This window comes from Burkholderia sp. COPS (genome assembly GCF_019425585.1).
In the GTDB taxonomy this organism is placed as follows: Bacteria; Pseudomonadota; Gammaproteobacteria; order Burkholderiales; family Burkholderiaceae; genus Burkholderia; species Burkholderia cepacia.
In genome coordinates this window covers 1524-2735 of the sequence record NZ_WIXR01000100.1, presented here as the reverse complement: position 1 = coordinate 2735, position 1212 = coordinate 1524, and the positions used below count along the sequence as shown (strand labels likewise).

The window sequence follows — 1212 nt, the reverse complement described above, 5'->3', positions numbered from 1 at the left end:
CTCGGCCGATGTCGTGTCGGCGAAGCCCGACGGCGACTGCAAGAAGGTCGGCGATCGCACCTACTCGTGCGACGTCGTGGTCACGTGGCGCAATACCGACTACAAGCCGTCGCGCGCGAACCTGACCTTCCTGAAGGCCGCCGACGGCTCGTGGCAGACGTCCGGCGTCGACGCGGCGATCGTGACGGGCACCGCGAAATCGCTGGTCGACCAGATCGGCAAGGCATGGCCCGGCAACGCGGCAAGCGGCGCGTCGGCACCGCAGTGACATGGTGACGCGGTGACCTGCGAGGGCGACGGGCAGGGCGTTTCCCTCCGGTAATACGCGGCCTGTCGCGCCCGAACGCCGTGCCTTCCGCCCACTTCACGCCACCGACCGATTGCCCGCAAGCGCATCGCCAGATGCACCGGGGCTGGCGCACCGCGACCGGGCTGGTGGCCGGACAGGTTGCCGGCAGCGCCAATACGGCGCGAACCCCGCACCCGGTCGACCCATCCTGTTCGATCGACACTCAGGCGCGGACCAGCAGGGAAAAAGGGCGCGAGCATCGTGTCCGCGCGCGACCGAATGCATCCTCGGTATGCGGGCCGACTTATAGGGAAAACCCTTATTTCGAGATATAATCACGGCCTAAGTGATAGGTCGAACCATGCCTGAACGTTTCCAAACCCTTGAAAAATTTGTGTTTTCCCTCGTCGTGATGTCCGCGGTCGTGTGCTCGGCATTCCTCGCGTACGAGCGTCATCCCGAGATCAAGATCGCGCTGCACGAAGGCGAAGCGCTGATGCGCGAGAGCGCCAAGTATTCGGTCATCTGCTCGCCGTCCAAGGTCGATCCTTGCGTCGAGATGTCCGCTTACTGAAACGCGCGCATTCGGGTCGGGATCAGCGCGCCGGGTGGTGCACCGCAGCCAAAGCCGGCGAGTTCCAGTGCGCGGCCCGACCAGCGTCAGACCGGCCCTGCAGCATCGGCGGCCCGAGTTCCCTGACGTAGCGCTCATCAGGCATTCAGAAACCCGCTGCAAGACAGGGCGGATGCATGAACCCGATGCACAAACCCGCTACGTGCCGGGTCACTGGCGTAAGCAACTCCCGATCCAAAGCCCCGCTTCGAGCAATCGAGCGGGGCTTTTCTCGTAGAGCCGTCGAAACGATCCCCGCGGCTGCGCATCACACGACATGCGTCGGAGCGCCCTCGACGAACGCGGCGAC

At 64.9% G+C, this 1212-nt stretch carries 1 protein-coding gene and 1 pseudogene (1 of these 2 cut by a window edge); both read left to right on the top strand.

Annotated elements, in window-relative coordinates:
- Positions 1 to 268: pseudogene (locus tag FOZ70_RS37715) on the top strand (hypothetical protein); it begins 90 nt to the left of the window's first position.
- Between the two features lie 382 nt (positions 269 to 650).
- Positions 651 to 863 carry a hypothetical protein gene (locus FOZ70_RS37710; RefSeq protein ID WP_006497261.1) on the top strand — a complete coding sequence of 71 codons (213 nt, stop codon included), beginning with the start codon at positions 651 to 653 and terminating at the stop codon, positions 861 to 863.
- Positions 864 to 1212 lie beyond the last annotated feature (349 nt).

Excerpts from the sequence above, each read along its gene's own strand:
- FOZ70_RS37710 (WP_006497261.1), top strand. The coding sequence starts at position 651 with ATGCCTGAACGTTTCCAAACCCTTGAAAAATTTGTGTTTTCCCTCGTC.